At 69.1% G+C, this 16123-nt stretch carries 13 protein-coding genes and 3 pseudogenes; 4 read left to right on the top strand and 12 right to left on the bottom strand.

Features of this window, described 5'->3' with window-relative positions; genetic code table 11:
- Positions 1-30 precede the first annotated feature (30 nt).
- Positions 31-1167, top strand: a complete 1137-nt coding sequence (locus tag AB0924_RS22305) for a GNAT family N-acetyltransferase (RefSeq protein WP_366912295.1) — start codon at positions 31-33, stop codon at positions 1165-1167.
- Positions 1164-2414 carry an MFS transporter gene (locus AB0924_RS22310; RefSeq protein ID WP_366912296.1) on the top strand — a complete coding sequence of 417 codons (1251 nt, stop codon included), beginning with the start codon at positions 1164-1166 and terminating at the stop codon, positions 2412-2414. The genes AB0924_RS22305 and AB0924_RS22310 overlap by 4 nt, the downstream gene beginning before the upstream one ends.
- 249 nt (positions 2415-2663) lie before the next feature.
- Here the strand turns inward: AB0924_RS22310 and AB0924_RS22315 are convergent.
- The 5 genes and pseudogenes from AB0924_RS22315 to AB0924_RS22335 all read right to left on the bottom strand — a co-directional run.
- Positions 2664-2774, bottom strand: a pseudogene (locus tag AB0924_RS22315) (antibiotic biosynthesis monooxygenase); the annotation flags it as partial.
- Positions 2754-2984 (bottom strand): annotated as a pseudogene (locus AB0924_RS22320) (IS5/IS1182 family transposase); the annotation flags it as partial. The pseudogenes AB0924_RS22315 and AB0924_RS22320, both read right to left, overlap by 21 nt.
- A 312-nt stretch (positions 2985-3296) precedes the next feature.
- Positions 3297-3884, bottom strand: coding sequence for a hypothetical protein (locus AB0924_RS22325; protein ID WP_366912297.1), 588 nt, complete (start codon positions 3882-3884; stop codon positions 3297-3299).
- Between the two features lie 88 nt (positions 3885-3972).
- Complete coding sequence (locus tag AB0924_RS22330) at positions 3973-4668, bottom strand: DUF4190 domain-containing protein (RefSeq protein ID WP_366912298.1); 696 nt, start codon at positions 4666-4668, stop codon at positions 3973-3975.
- Between the two features lie 352 nt (positions 4669-5020).
- Positions 5021-6241, bottom strand: a complete 1221-nt coding sequence (locus AB0924_RS22335; protein WP_366912299.1) for a transposase — start codon at positions 6239-6241, stop codon at positions 5021-5023.
- 131 nt (positions 6242-6372) lie between these two features.
- On the opposite strand from AB0924_RS22335, the pseudogene AB0924_RS22340 reads away from it, so the two are divergent.
- Positions 6373-6682 (top strand): annotated as a pseudogene (locus AB0924_RS22340) (transposase); the annotation flags it as partial.
- 12 nt (positions 6683-6694) lie between these two features.
- Here the strand turns inward: AB0924_RS22340 and AB0924_RS22345 are convergent.
- The 5 genes from AB0924_RS22345 to AB0924_RS22365 all read right to left on the bottom strand — a co-directional run bounded on the left by AB0924_RS22345 (position 6695) and on the right by AB0924_RS22365 (position 12332).
- Positions 6695-7195, bottom strand: coding sequence for a hypothetical protein (locus AB0924_RS22345; RefSeq protein ID WP_366912300.1), 501 nt, complete (start codon positions 7193-7195; stop codon positions 6695-6697).
- Between the two features lie 90 nt (positions 7196-7285).
- Positions 7286-7612: a hypothetical protein gene (locus AB0924_RS22350; protein WP_366912301.1), complete on the bottom strand. Its 327-nt coding sequence runs from the start codon at positions 7610-7612 to the stop codon at positions 7286-7288.
- A 56-nt stretch (positions 7613-7668) separates the two neighbouring features.
- Complete coding sequence (locus AB0924_RS22355; RefSeq protein ID WP_366912302.1) at positions 7669-8193, bottom strand: hypothetical protein; 525 nt, start codon at positions 8191-8193, stop codon at positions 7669-7671.
- Between the two features lie 2511 nt (positions 8194-10704).
- Positions 10705-11187 carry a hypothetical protein gene (locus AB0924_RS22360; protein WP_366912303.1) on the bottom strand — a complete coding sequence of 161 codons (483 nt, stop codon included), beginning with the start codon at positions 11185-11187 and terminating at the stop codon, positions 10705-10707.
- A 638-nt stretch (positions 11188-11825) separates the two neighbouring features.
- The gene (locus AB0924_RS22365; RefSeq protein ID WP_366912358.1) at positions 11826-12332 is read right to left on the bottom strand and encodes a DUF6817 domain-containing protein; all 507 of its coding nucleotides are present in this window, start codon (positions 12330-12332) and stop codon (positions 11826-11828) included.
- A 317-nt stretch (positions 12333-12649) separates the two neighbouring features.
- Between AB0924_RS22365 and AB0924_RS22370 the strand changes: the two genes are divergently transcribed.
- The gene (locus AB0924_RS22370) at positions 12650-13405 is read left to right on the top strand and encodes a class I SAM-dependent methyltransferase (protein WP_366912304.1); all 756 of its coding nucleotides are present in this window, start codon (positions 12650-12652) and stop codon (positions 13403-13405) included.
- Positions 13406-13412: 7 nt separating this feature from the next.
- Here the strand turns inward: AB0924_RS22370 and AB0924_RS22375 are convergent, their stop codons facing one another.
- Both AB0924_RS22375 and AB0924_RS22380 read right to left on the bottom strand, forming a co-directional pair.
- Positions 13413-14666, bottom strand: a complete 1254-nt coding sequence (locus tag AB0924_RS22375; protein WP_366912305.1) for an IS256 family transposase — start codon at positions 14664-14666, stop codon at positions 13413-13415.
- 562 nt (positions 14667-15228) lie between these two features.
- On the bottom strand, positions 15229-16122 hold the full coding sequence (locus AB0924_RS22380) for a GNAT family N-acetyltransferase (RefSeq protein ID WP_366912306.1): 894 nt from the start codon (positions 16120-16122) through the stop codon (positions 15229-15231).
- Between the last annotated feature and the right edge of the window lies 1 nt (position 16123).

Genomic DNA, 16123 nt, shown 5'->3' on the forward strand with positions numbered 1-16123 from the left:
AGCGCCCAGCACACCCCACGAGGAGCCCCGATGCCCACCCGAGCCCAGGACCCGGACCGCCGCCTGCCGGCGGGTGTCCGGGCGGTCGATCGCGCCGCGGACCTGCCCCGACGGGGCTGGGATGCCCTGGCCGGCCCCGGCGACCTCTTCCTGACCTGCCGCTGGCTCGATGTGGCGGAGGCGACCGCGGGCGTGCCCATGCGGTACCTGTGGACCGAACGGGACGGACAGCCGGTCGCGGCGCTGGCGACCGCCCTGGCCACTGCGTCGGCGCCCTGGATGCTGGGCCGCCCGGACGCCGTCCTGCGGGGCAGCGCGGATGCCGGCCTGCCGGGGGCGGCGGAGTTCCTGACGGACCTCGTGGACGATCCGACGTCCGAGCTGCTGCCCGCCCTGCTCGCCGGTGGCCGCCACATCGGCAACACCCGGATCCTCTGCGGCCCTTCCGCCACCGAGCACGATCTGGCGGCGCTCGTCGAGGCCGCGGAGTCACAGGCGTACGGCACGGGAGCGGCCGGGCCGTGCTTCCTGTACCTGGGCGAGGCGGCGGACCCCGACCGGCGGTTGGGCGCGCTGCTGGCCGCGCGCGGATACGAGAGCTTCGTCTCGGGCCACTACAGCGTGCTGCGGGTGCCCAAGGACGGATATGAGGGCTATCTCGCCACGCTGCCCCGCAAGCGCCGGGTGTCCGTGGCCGCGGAACGCCGCCGGGTCCGGGCCGCCGACGTCCGTACGGTCCTGGAGCCCCTGGCCGACGCGGACCTCGTCCGCTTCGCCGCCCTGGAGGCCGAACTCCTCGAGAAGTACGGCATCGACTGGGCGCCGGACCAATCGATGCCGGTGCTGCGCCAGGCCCGCGACGTCTTCGGCGACGACGCGTTCGCGGCGGTGGCCCGCGCGGACGGGGACATCCGCGGCTTCGCCCTGATCCTGCGCCACGGCGACCACTGGTACGCCCGCCAGACCGGATACGACTACGCCTACCAGCGGCGTACGGGACTGCCGTTGTACTTCGAGCTGCTGTACTACCGGCTCGTCGAGGAGGCCACCGCGGCCGGTGTGTCGGTCATCCACTACGGCCTGGGCAGCACGGACACCAAGCTGTCCCGGGGGTGCACGGCGACCGAGCAGCGCTGCCATGTCCTGCGCCCGGGCTCTCGCGCATGACCCCGCCCGCCGCCCCGGTACAGGGCGTGGACGCGCCCGCCGGGTTCCTGCCGCGTGGGCGCGGCGTGGTGTGGTTCGGCGCGTCCGGGTTCGTCAACGCGCTGGGCACCGGTTTCTTCTATCCCTTCTCCCTGCTGTTCTTCACCTCGGTGTCCGGCCGGTCCCTGAGCACGGTGGGCGTGGCCCTGACCGTCACGACGCTCCTGGCGCTGCCGGGGCTGTTCATGGTCGGCCGGCTCACCGACCGATGCGGCCCCCGGACCGTCCTCGTCGCGGCCTCCGCCGTCCGGGCCCTGGCCTTCGTCGCGTTCGTCTCCGTACCGGGGCTGTGGCCCCTCGTCCTGGGCGGTACGGCCCTCGCCCTCGGCAACCGCGCCGAGCAGGTGGCCACTCCACTGCTCGCGGTCCGGCTGGCCCCCGAGGAGCAGCGCAGCCGGTGGCTCGCCCTGTCGCGGGTGACGTTCAACGCGGGCATGGGGGCCGGGGCGGTGCTCGCCGCGGTGCTCGTCGTGGACACCTCCTCCGGATTCGTGGTGCTGGGCCTGACGAACGCGGCGAGCTTCGTGCTGACCGCCGTCCTGTGCCTGGGCCTGCCCGCCACGCCGCCCGTCGCCCCAGCCGAAGGCGCACGGCCCGCGCACGCCCGGGTCCAGCCCTGGAAGCACCGTGCCTTCGTGCGGGTCGCCTCCGCGAACGCCCTGCTGTGGGCAGCCGCGCTGGCCCTGGAAAGCGCGCTGCCCGTGTTCGTCCTGCGGGAACTGGCGCTGCCGTCCTGGACGGTGGGCGTGCTGTTCGCCGTCAACACCGCGCTTCTCACCGCGCTGTCTCTGCCGCTCAGCCGCCTGCTGGACCGGTTCCGCCCCGGTCACGTCCTTGCCGTCGGCGGGCTGTGTTACGTCGTGCTCTTCGCCACCGCGGCCCTGGCGAGGACCGTCTCCCCGAGCATGGCCCTCGCCGCCCTCACCGCGGGCATGACGGTGTACACGATCGGGGAGCTGGCGGTGTCGCAGGCGTCCCTGGTCCTGCTGACCGGCCTGCCGCCGGACGAAGAGCGCGGCACCTACCTGGCTTCCAACCAGGTCCTCGTCGGAGTCGCTTCCGCGCTCGCCCCGCTGCTGGCGACAAGCCTGCCGGGTGTGCGGTCGGCGGCCCTGTGGTGGGCGTTGGGGGGCCTGAGCGTGGCCGCGGGCCTGCTCGCCCGCGGCACCGACCTGCCGCGGTCCGGGCCCACGCCACCGACGAAGTAGCTCCAGAAGCGGGCCGGCCGAGTGCGGTGGCCCCCGCTCAGGACCAGGGCGGCGCGCCGACATGGGGCGGCAGAGCACGGCTGACCAGCAAGGCACAGCGCGCCGGCGGGCCGTTCCGCCACAACTGCTCCGGCACCCGCGCGACCCGGTGGTACATGTGCGCGTACAAACCCCGTCGACCCGGAGTCGGAGCAGCAGTTCGATCTTTCTGCGCTCCAACTCCAGGTCGCCGCCGGTGTTCAGGGCCCGTTACGGATGCGTGGTCAACGGATCGAGGAACGTCAGTACGGAGGCGTCCTCCTCGATCAGCGGGGTGAGGGCGGCGTTGAACGGGGCACCGTCGTAGCCGGCGTCCAGGTGCACGGTGATGTCGTCGGGTAACGGCCCCAGGTCGTCCAGACGGTCCAGGGTCGGGGCGAGCAACGGGGAGTCGTGGCGGTTGGCGCCGGCCAGTACACGACCCAGTGGAATGCCGTACCCGTCCGTCATGCCCGAGCGGTTCAGGCCCTGTTTGTCGCGGTCGACCGGTGAGCGACCGGCCACCTCGCCGCCTCCGGGCGCCTTGGTGATCGCGGCAGGTGGGCACCCGGCTCGCCGAATTCGCGATGCTCGGACTGGGCGTGCTCGGCTTCCGCGGCCGCATCGGACGCTGAGCCGGCAGGGACGGGGCAGCCCCCCGTCGGGGCAGGTTCTCCGGGAGCCGGTAGGGACGCCGAGCGCTTGTGAAGCGTGTGCCCAGGTCTGGGCCCCGGCCAGGCGGGCCAGGGCGAGGGAGACGATGTGCCTGCCGGTCGGAGCCGACGACCTCGCCGAGGTCGCCGACGGGAAACAGCGCGTTCGAAACTCGTTCGGCGGGGCTCCCGGAAACGCGGGGAAGGGCGCCTACATACTGCTCAGCGACCGCGCGTAGTTGATCTGCCCCATGATCGCCGGGAACGCGCCGGGACCCTGCGCCGGGACCATCGTGGAGTGGTGCCGGCCCGCACTGGTCACGCTGACCTGGATGTAGCCGGTGGTCCGCTTCTCCTTCATCAGCAGGAAGAGCAGGCCCAGCAGGCAGAAGAGGAAGAAGACGACGGCGAGCACGACGGCGTGCGTTGGGATCCGCTCCTCGGTGTGCGACAAGTCGGTGGCGTTCCACACCGCGCCGCGCAGCGGCAGCTGTCCGGCCGGAGTGATGATCTGGTCGCCGGTCACCATGATGTCGCCGATCGCCAGCAGCACGCCGCCGCCCACGGGCCCCGGAGCCGCGAACGCCCCCGGAGCCGCCTGCTGCTGCGGGAACCCGTACCCCTGCGGCCCGGGCACCGGGTAGCCGTAGCCGGGCGCGCCCGCGGGCTGGGCCGGGTAGCCGTAGCCGGGGCCCGCCTGGGGCTGCGCGGGGATGCCCGAGGGCTGCGCGGGAGCCACCGGAGGGTGCCCAGGTCCCCACTGGTCGCTCGCGCCGGTCTGCGGATACGGCTCGGTCATGCATGGTCTCCTTGATCCAGCGAGCCCCGCCGCTGCGGGGTGCGCGGCGAGGCCCGGGGGTGTGGTCGGCGTCGTGCGACGTCAGCGATCAGAAGTCAGTTCGGGACGCTTTGGTGGTCTTGCACTCGAGCTTCTTGGCGTCCTTGATCTCGTCCGCGGTCACCAGCGCACCAGCGTGCTTGTCGGTGAACTTCTGGCCGGGGGCGAGGTTCTCGGCGGTTGACATGAAGTCGTCGACCTTCTTGCCGTCGGCCAGAACCTCGCCCTCAACCAAGTACGAGTATCGCCGGTCGCCGTTGTTGGCGTAGTCGACGTGGATGACCATGTCCTTGATACCGAAGTCGCCGGTGACCACGTCGCACTTAGTGACCTTGAAGTCCTTCATGACCTCGGACTTCTTGGCGCCGCCGGTCTTGGACTTACCGTCGCCGACGGTGGTGGAGTCGTACGATTTGTCCAGCTCCTCGCTGGCCTTGTCGACGGCGGAGAAGAACAGGGCGTTCATGGCGAAGAACATGATGATCGCTACGGCCGACGTGACGAGGCCGGTGATGCCGGCGCCCTTGCCCTTGCGGACCTTGCCCGCCTTGGAGAGGCCGATGGCGCCGAAGATGATGCCAAGGATCGCGAGCGGCCAGACGACAACGTTGAGGACAGGGATGAAGCTGACTACGACGGCGATGATGCCGAGGACGAGTGCGGTGGTGGCCAGGCCGTTGCTGCCGGGCTGCTGGGGCTCGCCGTAGCCGGGCTGCTGGGGCTGGGGCGGGTACTGCTGGCTCATGGTCTTCCTTGGGGCTTGCGTTGTGACTTGCGAGTGTGTGACTTGTGGAGCTGCTGTGTGGTTGCCTCGACCTGGTGTTATTCACCTGATCGTTACGAACTGCCGGGGGCTGCGAGGCCGGGCCCCGCTGCCTGTCAGTGAGTGAGCCTGCGGTGGGCGTCAGAGAGGCCGTTTCCGAGGGCACTTAAACGTCCCTACGACGGCTATCCCGTGGTGCGCCGGGAGAGCGTCGAGCGTGCCCTGGAGCGGAGCGCGGAGGAGCTCGCCGAGGCTCAGTGACCCGCCATTGGGCAGTGGCAGTGACTTTCCACATCGATTGACGTCCTCCCCCTCGTGAACGAGGGAGATTCCCCTATGAGGGGGTTCGGCCGGTCGCCCGGCTTACAGGTTCCTGCTTCACAGACCGCCTGGCGGCGAGGTCTCCACAGGCTGACACGGGCTGCCCGCCCGCGTGTTTGATGTTGATGGCCGCATTGACGTCGGCGTGCGCGGTGTATCCGCAGCCTGCGGCTCTGCATCGGAAGGCCGCTTGGCTTTCACGGTTTCCTTCCGAGACGAAGCCGCACGCGGAGCACCTTTGCGACGTGTACGCGGGATGGACTTTCACCACGGTTGTGCCCGTGTACCGGGCCGCGCCTGTGAGGGCGAGTTCGAGGCGGTGCCACCCCTTGTCGAGGATGGCCCGGTTCAAGCCCCGTTTCTGGGCCACGCGGGTGCCGGGGGCTTGAAGGGTTCCGGATGCCGAGGCGGACATGTTCTTGATCCGCAGGTCTTCCAGCACGACGAGGGCGTTCTTCGCGACGATCCGCAAGGCGGTCTGCGCGCAGAAGTCGCCGCGCCGGCCCGTGACCCGGCCCATGATGGCGTTCAGTGCGGTGATTGTTCTACGGCGGTTGGCGCTTGCCCGCTTGGAGCGGGCCAGGCGTTGCTGAAGCCGACGGTAGCGTGCGGATTCGCCGGCAGTAATGAACTGCCGGTCGTGGAAGTCGCCGTCAGAGGTGACCGCGGCCGTCTTCACGCCCCGGTCGATCCCGACGACCGTGCCCGGCATCGCATGCCGCTCGGGCATGACGGCCTGGTCGTCCACCAGGAACGACACGAACCAGTGGGCGCCCTTGCGGGACACAGTGGCCGAGCGGACCTCGCCGCCCAGCGGGCGCGACCACCGGAAGCGGACCCATCCCAGCTTCGGCAGCTTCACCCGGCCCCACGTGCGGCCCAGGCGCTCCACCTGGATTCGTTTGGAGTCAGGGAACCTGAACGAGGGCGACCAACGGGCTTTGGACCGCCACCGCACCCTGAACGTTCCATGCTCCCGGCACGCCCGGTCCAGATCCTTCAGGGTCTGCTGAAGCGCGTGCGACGGGGCGGCCCTCAACCACGGATGATCGGGTTTGGCGGCGGCCAGCTCGGCGCACTGCGGCGCGTAGTTCATCCACGCACCGCGCCGCCGGTACTCGCGGCGCTGGTGAAGACCGGTGTTCCACACCGCCCGGCAGACGCTTCCGAACTCCTCACACATCTGCGCCTGTTCGGCCGTCAAACCAAGCCGGTACTTGCGGCCCGACAGCATGGATACACCCCCTCCAGTTGATGTGATCACCGTACCGGCGGCCACTGACAACACAGCGAACTCCGCCGCTGCGCGGCTCGCACCGAGGATGAGCCAACCCCTCCCTGAAGGGAGGGGCCTGCGCTCAAGAACTCCGGTCACTGCCCGGCATGGGCCCCATCCTCGGAGCCGAGTTCGTCGTCGCCGCGGGCGACATGACCGCCTAAACCGACGCCGGCCACCTCGCCTCAGCCGCCGGACTGGTCCCCGTCCCACGCGACTCCGGCCGCCGCACCGGCAACCTGCACCGGCCCAAGCGATACAGCCGCCGCCAGCGCAGAGTCTTCTACCTCTCCGCGCAGACCAGCATCATCCGCGACGGCCCCAACCGGGACTACTACCTCAAGAAACGCAGTGAGGGGCTACAAAAACGTGCAGGCCGTCATCGCCCTCGCACGACGCCGCACGCAGCGATTACGCAGTGGTGTTCTTCTTCAGCGTCTGCGTCACGCTCGTCAGGCACGCCTTCATGAACTCGCCCCGGTCGATCGCGATCGAGGTGTACTGGTTGCTCAACGACGTGTAGAAGTCGGAGCACGTCGAATCGTTCGGGGTGAACACCTCGTTGCCCGCGCTGTCGTACGTGCCCTGCTGGATCGCACCCGACGCGAAAATCCCCATCAGCGTGGACTTCCCGAACGTCGGCACCTTCTTGGTCACCGTCTTCGTGACCGTCTTCGGCGGCTGGTTCTTCAGCGCCTTCGCCTCGGCCTGCGCCTTGTTTTCTCCCTTGCGCGCGGCGTCGACCTGGCTCTGTCCGTACATCCCCACGGTCACCGCAGCAGCGATGGCCAGGACAGCGACCCCCGCCGCACCCGCCGCGAGGAACTTCAGCTTGCCCCCGCCTCGCTTCTCCTCGATCTCCGGCACCTCCGCCACCAGTCCCTCGACCGGCAGCTCATCCGTCTCGCTCACTTGCTCAATCCTCCCCAGTGCGACAGCTTCTCGGTGCCTCCCCTAGGCCACGCCGCCGCGGGTGAATCTTCACGGTTCAACTACCTCACGTCAAGTGATCGTCCCGCGGGCTCGCTGCGTCAGGGCGGGGTCGGCGGGGTTGTACGGCGTGCGGGGCTCGCCCGGCTCCGGTGTGAGGGCATCGCCGGAGCGGTAGCCCGTCACGGACTCCAGCAGATTTCCTGGCGCCTTCATCCAGTCCCTCCAGCACACCGGCCGGCCGGAGCCAACTCCGACCCGTTCTCCCTCCAGCGTCCGGGACGGAGGTTCCACGCTGGCGCGGAAGCTGTCGTCCGCGAGGAGGACGGTGAGCATGATGGTCTGCATCCGGCCGGTCTGGGAGCGCAGCCGCACGGTGAGGCCGTCCAGGCCCGCCAACTGGTGCACCTCGTTCTCGAACTCGACCCAGTCGGTGGTGGAGAGACGGTGACTGCTTATGCCTTACCCCTCACGGCAGGCGGCGCGTACCAGCGTGTGGTCGCGCAGCGGCGGGTGGGATCGAAGACGAGCTCGTGGTGCCACAGCAGGTGATAGACCACCGACCGGGCCAGTTCGGGGACCGGCTGGAAGCAGTCCGCACCGCTCACCGCATCGCTCTGGATCCGGACAGGGGCGCCCTCCGCGACGGCCAGCACTCGGCGCTGGAGATCCGCCCACGCCGCCGGGACGGCCGGAGCAGGAATGTCGGCCAGCACCTGGCGGCACAGGCCCGCACGGCCCTTCGGGCCGCGCGGTGGCCGGTTGGCGCACTCTCCCACCGCCGGGAGCGGCTCACGGGTCAGCAATCCGCGCGGGACCCGCTCGCTCCCGCGCAGCAGCACACCACACCGCGGACACACATCGACCAGCAGACACCGATGCACCGGGCAGACCGCGGCGATACCCGGCCGCCACCACAGCGGCCACACCCCGTCCCGCCTGAGACAAGGCGGACAGGCCCTGCTCCAGGTCGGCATCATCCACTCCCGCGCGGCCACCGCCGATGGTCGTCGCCGTCATCGCGTCGGCTCGGATCCGGGCCTTCTCCGCGGCGGTGGCGTCCTCGGGGAAAGAGGGGACGATCCGAATGGGCCGCTGGTTGAGCAGGGCACGGACGATCTGGACCGCGTTCATCGCCTCGGTGCCCCACACCGCGGTCGTCATCACGTTCTGCTCGATGTTGCAGTCGACCGTCCACGTGGACCCGGCGGCCCGCTCCACCTTGATCGACTCATCGCGCAGCAGCCCGCGCAGGAACTCCTGCACGTAGGAGGCATCCACCCAGGGGGCACCGAGTTTGACTCGAATCTCCCCCGGCGGCACGTCTTCCGGCTGCACCTCGGTGAGCGCCGCGACGTTCGCGACAAACCGCTGATCGACGGCGGCGGTGTCCTGGGCCTGCGAGAGCTTGAGGCGGACGTTGCCCGACAGGTACTCGGCGGCCGGCACCAGGCGCCCGGTGTGGGGCTCCTCGAGCACCACCCCGATCAGCGCGTCCCGCGCAGCCTGCTCCCCGTCCAGATCCAGCAGCCCGGCGACGACGTCGAGGCGTATCTGTCCGTGCAGGTCGAGGGTGATCGCGACAGCCTCTTCCGGCCCCTCCGCCCGCTCGGGCAGCGTGCGCGGGGAGGCGACACGCTGGGTGAAGATCTCAGACTTGCGAGCAGTGGCCGTTTCCTCGTCGTAGTCCTCGAGCGCATACACCAGCGGGGCATGCGGGTCATCGGCGAAACCGCCCTGCGGCGGCGGGACCCGCGCCCAGACCTTGAGCTTTCCAGCGTCGCGCAGCTCCTTGTGCACCGCCTGCACGTCGGCCAGCGCCTCGCGGAGCGCGGGCGGGGCCTTGGTGGCGTCCCAGCCGAGGAAGGCCTTGAGGTCGGCTTCGGTCATCACGCCGTCGCCGAGGTTGTCGATCGCGGCCTGCTGCTTCGAGCCGACCCGGCCCGTCACCTCCAAGGCCGCGTCCATGAGCTGCTCGGACAGCTCCTCAGGCACGTCGTCCCAGGTGAGCTTGCGGGTGCGTTCCTGTCGGGTGAACCGGCTCACCGGCCCGTACTTCTCGACGTACGCGTCGTAGTGCGCGTTGAGGGTCGAGCGCAGAAAGGTCAGCCAGGCCTCGTCGGCCTCCAAAGACGTCTCGGCGTCCAAGACCTCGGAGACCGCGTCGCGTATCAGCAACAGCGCCCTGAGCTCGTCACGCTGGGTCTTCGGGCAGGGATGCGGCTCGCTGTCCTCCAGCCGCGCCGCCCAGAAGCTCCCATCACGCAGTTCGATGATCCGCCCGTCGAACCGTTCCGCTTTCTCCGCGAACAACTCCCGCGCGTCAGGGCCCTGAACCTCCTCCTCACGCCGAACAGGATTCTCGGTCATCCCCAGCCCGGCCTCGACGGCGGCCGCGATCTCCCGCTCCAGCGCCTTGCTCAGGGCGGTGGCGGTATCGCCGCTGCCGGCAAGGACTTCCGGACGGTGCCTCCCTCCGCGGGCCCGTCCTGGCACCAGGGTGCCCAGCACGTTGCGCGGATGCTGTTGGAAGTACTCGTTGACGTCCATCCGCCTGTCGTCAGCGGCCTTGACCTCCTCGGTCTTCGCGAAGGCCGCACCCTGCTTCTTGTGCGAGGGCGCCTTGCGACGGAACACCAGCAAATCGGTCGCCACGTCGGTGCCGGCAGCCGCGGCGTGCGCGCCGTTGGGCAGCCGGATCGCGCACACCAGGTCCGCGAGCTCGCCCATCTCCGCCCGGGCGGCCTTGCTGGACTTGTCGAGCGTGCCAGTGGAGGTGATAAAGGCGGCCACTCCCCCGACCCGCACCCCTTCCAGGGCCTTGATGATGAAGTGGTCGTGCATGGGGAAGTTCCCCGGGTTATGCCGGGGGTCGCTGAGGCGGGCCGAGTGGAACGGCACGTTCCCGATCGCCGCCTCGTACTCGCCGGTCTTGACCCGCGACTTCTCAAAGCCCTCGTTCAGGATCCGGGCCTGCGGATACAGGGCCTGGCTGATCACCGCGGTCACCGGGTCGAGCTCGACACCGGTCACCTCCGCCCCCTCGGGAGCCATCCCAATAAACGTGCCCACCCCGGAGCCCGGCTCCAGCACCCGGCCACCCTTGAAACCGAGCGCCTGCAACGCCCGCCAGATGACCTTCACGAACGCGGCGTCCGTGTAGTGCGCGTTCAGCGTCGTTCGCCGCGCCGCCTGGTACTCGGCCTCGCTCAGCAGCTCCCGCAGCTCCGCCTGCGAAGCCTCATACTTCTCCCTGCGGCTCCTGGTCCGCTCCCGCGATGGCGCGAACAGGACAGGTTGGGCAGCGCACCCCACGACGACCACCGGGCCAGCACCCGCCGTTCCTCACCGGTCGCTTCCCGATCTTCAGCATGGATCCGCCGCAGCACCCGCAGCGCAGCCAGGTTCGCCTCCAGGCGGGCCATCGGCGCAGCCGGAGCGAGATCGTTCTGACTTTCGGGACGGAATGCCGCCCCCTCCTGGGCGGCCATTTACAGCAGCCCCTGACGGGCAAGGGCCTCATCCGAAAGCCCGGTGAGCTCCAGCAGACGGGGAACAGCGTCAGCACGAAGCCGATCGCGCTCCGCAGCACTGAAGTCCCCCGGTCGACTACAGCCGGCCAGCAGGTCGTGCAGGCGCTGCTCGCGCCACTGCTCCTCGGTCACCTCGGCCTCGCTGAGGTGAGGGTCGTCGACCAGGTCGACGTCGTCCTGGTCAGGGAGCAGCACGAACTCGCGCAGCACCTCAGCTTCGGTATCGCGACGAGACTGCTGCAGACGGCCAGCCCGCTCGAGGAAGGACTCCCCCGCCACGGCAGGCGCGTTCACACGCTCCGCGGTCCAGCGGATCCGCACCTCGTCCTGAACATCACTGCCCAGCTCGGTGAAGAACGCCTCAGGATCATCGATCTCCGCGATGCGCCCGGGCCTAAATTCCTGCCAGTGCTGCTGCGCACGCCGCCCGTACTGATTCACGTCCACCACTCCCCACATCCGATGGGCAGCGCAGAACGATCACAGACTCAGAGAGGCTCCTCCTGCGCCACCAGCACCGATGCTTGACGTGGAAGAGCCTGAAGAACGGGCTTGAGCTGCTGCATCCCGTTGTGCGGGACCGAGCAGGGAAGGATCTTGACCTCCGATCCGCGCCATGGAACGGGAGGAGCGGAGGCTTCACTTGATTCAGCGGTGACAGCAGCCAGCCGCGTGCCCCTGCAAGTGGGTCGGAGAGCTCCGACCACACGGTGCGCCTGGCCTCCACGTACGCGCGGGGGCCCAGGACAGTGACGTCGGCCTTGGGGAGCGGGTAGAAGAGTCGGCTCCTACTGAGGTGATCGGGCGCGTCGGGCGAATCGGTGTCTGAACCTCCAGCCGTTCCTAGTTCTGACCGACATCCCCAGGCACATCAGGCCAGAAGCGCTGCTGGCACTCGGATGCAGCCAGCCAGGTCCTCCTCTTCGTCATGGGCCCGGTCCATCGGCAGCTCGCGGTTGTCGAGCTGTAGGCGGTCAACCGTCTCTCCCAGGCGCGTGACAAGCTCCTCGCCCACATGCCGCATGCGCTCTGTCTCGTCGGTGCAGGGGAGTAATTGTCAAATCCTGTGGATGTCTTGATCAGCCCAGTACGTTGCGGCAGTGTTCCCAGGCAGGCTCGGACAGCAAGTGCCGCCAGCGGGTAAACAGCTCGAGCAGCGCGGGGCCGTAGCGGCCGCGTATTTCTGGGCTGCCCATGGCGATGTCCAGCTCGTTGGCCGCCGTCAGTTCGGCGAAGTCCCGGCGCTGGTGGCCGGTCGGCCGGGTCCGCCTGCCGGTGAAGCGGTCCGTGAACTCGGCATCGTCCGCAGCGAGGGTGCGGTAGGAGGCCTTGCGGTTGCAGGACGCGTAGAAGTAGACGAGCGCCTCGGCCTCCTCGCCGATGGCCTGCACCAGTTCGCCCCGCCGGTCCAGTGGCAGCAGCGCGGCGGGGAATCCGTCGGTGCCGTAGAAGGCGTGACACAACCCGGCCGACACCAGCGCCGGACGGGCGCCCCACGACGAGAGAAGGGCGCTGACCCGCTGCAGATGGGCCAGCAGGTTGCCGCCCGGATGATCGATCGCCTCGGCTCCGGCCGTCTGCAACATCGCCAGTGCCTGCTCGGTCACGGTGCTACCGCCTTCTGTGGCTCGGATGCTTCCCTGATGAGAGAAGTACAATCTTGGGTGATCAGGCTGCGGTGGCCTGCTCTTCCGCGAGACGCTGGGCACGACCTCCTGGCCCTGTTCACCCGTCGTCACGGCTGGCGTCGGGGGGAGAGAGACGTGCACGGTCGGCAGAAGCGGCGCACTCTCGTTGATCACGGGCAGAAGCTATTCTCGCTCAGTCGATCCCGCCAGGGCGACCGAGCAACTGCCTGTTGATCCGGCTCACGTCCCAGCACGCCTGAACTGACGGGATACTCATGGCCAGAATCACTTATGACGCCGCAACAGCGACTTCGTTCAGGGCCGTTCGAGAGATCCCGCGCGACGGGCTGGCGGCCTGGGAGGACGCCGTGCGGCGGCATCTGAATCCGTCCCCGGGCATGACCATCGTGGACATCGGCGCGGGCACCGGAGCCTTCGCGACAGCCTTCTGCGACTGGCTCACCGCAAGAGTGGTCGCGGTCGAGCCCTCCGAGGCGATGCGTGCCCTGATACCCAATCGCCCTGACATCCAGGTCCTGGCGGGTCACGCCGCATGCTTGCCACTGCCGGACGCCAGCGCCGACGCGGCATGGCTGTCCACGGTGACCCATCACATCCCCGACCTTCCTGGGGCCGCGCTGGAGATCCGCCGTGTGGTGCGCCCAGGATCACCGGTACTCATCCGCAACGCGTTCGCGGGCCGCTACGAGCGGCTTCGCATCGTGCGCTGGTTCCCCGAGACGACCAGGCTGCTCGATACCTATCCGTCCGTCGAAGAAACCTGCGAGGCTTTCGCCGCCGCGGGCTTCGCCCCGGCCGCCCTGGAGCCGGTTCCGCAGACCGATATTGCGAGTCTGACCGAACTCCTGCAGCGTGTAGAGGCTCTCCGAGACGCCGACACGCTCATGCGGAGCCTCACCGAGGAGGAGTTCGCTCGTGGCAAGGAGCGGTTGCGCATAGCTGCGGACGCTCACGATTCGGCCGCGGCGGGGGACTTGACGTCTTCCTTGGATCTGCTCGTACTGCGTTGACCTCGGTTCAGGCAGCCACGAGCTCGGACCGTTCGACCAGTTGGCCATTCTCGAAGCGGGCGCCCGCGCGGACGACCGGGACCAGGTGGGCTCCTGTGATCGCGCGCCAGCGGGCCTGGGCGGATTCGACGAGCTTGAACACCATGGCGAGTGCCGCGGTCGGGCTGCCGGCACCGCGGGTGACCTTGGTCCGCAGCTTGACGGTCGAGAACGTCGACTCGATGGGGTTCGTGGTCCGCAGGTGGATCCAGTGCTCCGCCGGGAAGTCGTAGAACGCCAGCAGCTCTTCGCGGTCGTCTGTGATCTTCGCTACGGCCTTGGGGAACTTGGCACCGTAGGTCCTGGCGAACGCCTCGATGGCCCTCTCGGCGTGGGTCCGGTCCTCGGCGTTGTAGATCTCCTGCATCGCCTTCGTTGCGCCCGGCTGAGCGGATTTCGGCGGACAGTTCGCGACATTCCGGGATTTGTGAACCCAGCACCTCCGATGGCGGGCGTCGGGGAACACCTCGGCCAGTGCTTTCCACAGGCCCATGGCGCCATCGCCGACGACCAGCTCCGGGTCACGCATGCCGCGGCGGCGGCAGTCGCGTAGCAGGTCGGCCCAGGACTCGGTGGACTCGCGCAGGCCCTCGGCCAGCGCGATCAGCTCCTTGGTGCCGTCCAGGCGGACGCCGAGCAGGACCAGGACGCACGAGTGGGCCTGGCCGAGCCGGACCTTGGGGTGCACCCCATCCGCCCATACGTAGACGTAGTCGCGGTCCGACAGGTCCCGGGCCTGGAAGGCGGCGTGGTCGTCGCTCCATTGCTTTGTCAGCCGGGTCACGGTCGCCGGCGACAGGCCGGCCGTGCCGCCGAGGAACTGCTCCAGCGCGGGCACGAAGTCGCCGGACGACAGTCCGTGCAGGTAGAACAGCGGGAGCACCTCGGAGATCTTCGGGGACTTGCGGCACCACGGCGGCAGGATCTTCGAGGAGAACCGCCGGCGCTCGCCGCCGGCCTGGTCGATGCGCCGGTCGTTCACGCGGGGCGCGGTGACCTCGACTGGGCTGGCCGCGGTGACCACGGTCCGGGGTCGGTGGTGGCCGTTGCGGACGACCAGGCGCCACCCCTGCGCGTCGGTCTCGGCCGCCAACTCGGCTATGTACTGGTTGACTTCTGCCTCCAGCGCGGCGGCGAGCATCCGGCGGGCTCCCTCACGCACGATCTCGTCGATCAAGGATCCGGACTGGGTGGAGCCGTCGTCGGTGACTACGCTGAGCACAGGGCGTGCCTTCTCGACCCGCACTGCAATGCGGGCCTACTCGGAGACCTCGAAGGATCATTCCGGGAAGGTACGCCCTTTGCGTCCCTCCCAGGGCCGATCCACAAGTCCTGAGCATTGCTCTCGGTAGGGACTGATGAGCAGGATCCCGGCGCGTGCGACATAGTCGATGCGTTTGGATCCCGGAGGTCAGGCTCATCAAGTCACCGCCTTGGGCAACGAGCGCCGCTTGGGCGCGGTTGAGTCGTGCTGAGCCAGGACGGTACGCAGCAGGACTGACATGCCGTCACCCGTAGGGAGAAGCCAGCCAGAACGGAAGGCGAGCAGACCACCCGATCGCGTGATCGGGTGCCGGGCGGTGTCCTCGCTGACGCTGAGCGCCAGGCCGATCCGGGCCCAGGTGACCTGGCGCAGCCGTGCCCGCCGACCAGGCCCGCGGTAGGCAGTCCAGCCGGGTGCGCATCTGCTGGACGTGTTCCAGGATCTGTTCGGTGTCGTCGTCTCCCATCTGCCGCCGCATCAGTACCCGGCCGTCGTGCCCGCCGCTCCGCTCTCACGCTGTCTAACCCCGCATCCCAGACGGCGTCGGCGGCCTGGTGAAAGTGAGCAGCCGGTCGACCTCCGTGAAGTCAGCGAACAGATACGTGCGTAGGGCAGCGGCGAGATCCCACTCCGGGTCATCATGAGACTCATCCAGGTAGACGATCGTCTCGCGAGCACCGAACCCGAGGAGCACGTCCATAGCGTTGCCCAGCAGACCCAGGGTCAAGTCCAGGCCGCAGGTATCCGGGGCGACCGTGAGGCTGCGGATCACGCCGACCCCGCCGACAGGACGCTCCACGATGGCCTGGGCCAGCACCCGCCCACAGCGGCGGACCTCAAGACGCTTGCCGGGCGGCGAGACAGTGTCTTTCAGCACCACGTCCCCGAGGTGGGGCAAGCCTGCGACGGGAAGCTCAGCACGCAGATACCGGCACCGCCCCAGACCGGTGAAGCCCACAGCAAGGAGGGCTTCGTGCGTAGCCCGGCTACGGCGCTCCGGCAGACCTATCAGGCCCCTGGTGAGGGCGGAGGCGAGCGGGAAGGCATACACGAGACGGGCGCCGCTCCATTCCAGAGCCAGAGCGATCAAAGTCGCGGCCGTCTCGAAGCTGTCACGGCAGTGCAGCCACAAGATCAACGATGCGTCGTCGCAGGGGCGCCCGGCACAGCAGACGATGCCGCCAATGCCGCCATCGGGCGTGCACAGCACAGTAGTGACAAGCCCATCCAGCGCCGCCCACGCAGCCGGATCAGCTACTGAGCGGCCGGCCAGCGCGTCAGCGAGCATCAAAGCGGTGCAGATCGGCTGCCCAGGCAGCCGATCTGCCGCAAGCAACTCAAGCACCGCCGCCTCATCCGCCGACTCATACGGACGCAGACGGGGTGATCCCAACCGGCTCAAGCTGATCGCCACG

The organism is Streptomyces sp. NPDC047869 (assembly GCF_040704065.1).
Taxonomy (GTDB): Bacteria; Actinomycetota; Actinomycetes; order Streptomycetales; family Streptomycetaceae; genus Streptomyces.